Raw genomic sequence first — 1,077 nt, forward strand, 5'->3', positions numbered from 1 at the left:
TGTACTCGGTCATGACGTTGGTGTCAGTCGGCTGATGGGTGGTTGGCCTCCGCAGGCGGTGTGGGGTCGAGCGTAGTTGTAGTGGTTCATCCAGGGTTCGAGGGCGTCGAGGCGGTCTTGGTTCGAAGTGAACGCGCGCCGGTAGGCCCATCCGTCTTGCAGGGTCCGGTTGAAGCGTTCGGCCTTGCCGTTCTGCCAGGGCGAGTGCGGGCGGGTCAGGACGTGTTTCGCGTCGAGCGTGGCGAGAGCGGCCTGGAAATCGCGCGAGCGGCGGTAGTTGAGGGCGTTGTCGGTCATGACGCGACGGATCGTGATCCCGTGGTCGGCGAAGAACGCGGCCGCTGCGAGGAGGAACGCGGCGCAGGTCGGGCCCTTCTCGTCGGGCAGCACCTGCACGAACGCGAGGCGGGAGTGGTCATCGACCGCGACGTGGAGACAGTCCATGCCGAGCTTCTTCGATCTCACTCGGCCGCGGTTGTGGTCGATCGCGGTGGGGCCGTCGAGGCGCCAGCCGCCGCCATCGGGGATGCGGCCGAGTTTCGTGACGTCGATGTGGAGCAGATCTCCCGGACGGTCGTGTTCGTAGCGGAGGTTGGTGCGGCGGGAGGCGCGGATCCGGATCCCGGTCACCGGGTCGAGTTCGTGCAGCACCGGCAGGCCTGCCCGGGCGATGATCCGCGACGCGGTCGACGGGCTCACCCCGAACCGGGCGGCGAGCTGATCCCGGCCAGCCCGGTCCTCGACCCGTGCGGCGAGAAGCCGCTCGCGCACTGCTGAGGATGTTGCGCTCGGCATGGATCTCGGCCGAGATGATCGATCATGGAGCCCCACCGGGCCCTCGCTGCGAAACCTGGTCACCCAGCGGTGAGCGCAAGTCCGCGAGACGCCGAGCTCCTTCGCGACATGAGCGACCGGGCGCCCCGAGAGAACACGTTGAACCAAGATCATCCGACCCGCGACAGCGAGCCGGGCATTACGGTGAACCACGAGAAGGCCTCCGGACTGGGTGACTAGACACCACCAGCCTGCGGGGCCTTCTCACCTACCGCACCGTCACCAACCTGCTGACCGAGTACA

At 67.5% G+C, this 1,077-nt stretch carries 1 protein-coding gene; it reads right to left on the reverse strand.

Annotated elements, in window-relative coordinates; all coding sequences use genetic code 11:
- Positions 1-9 precede the first annotated feature (9 nt).
- Positions 10-987, reverse strand: a complete 978-nt coding sequence (locus FJ658_RS15870; RefSeq protein WP_141146274.1) for an IS481 family transposase — start codon at positions 985-987, stop codon at positions 10-12.
- Between the last annotated feature and the right edge of the window lie 90 nt (positions 988-1,077).

Origin of the sequence: Schumannella sp. 10F1B-5-1 (assembly GCF_006517535.1) — a bacterium.
GTDB lineage: Bacteria > Actinomycetota > Actinomycetes > Actinomycetales > Microbacteriaceae > Schumannella.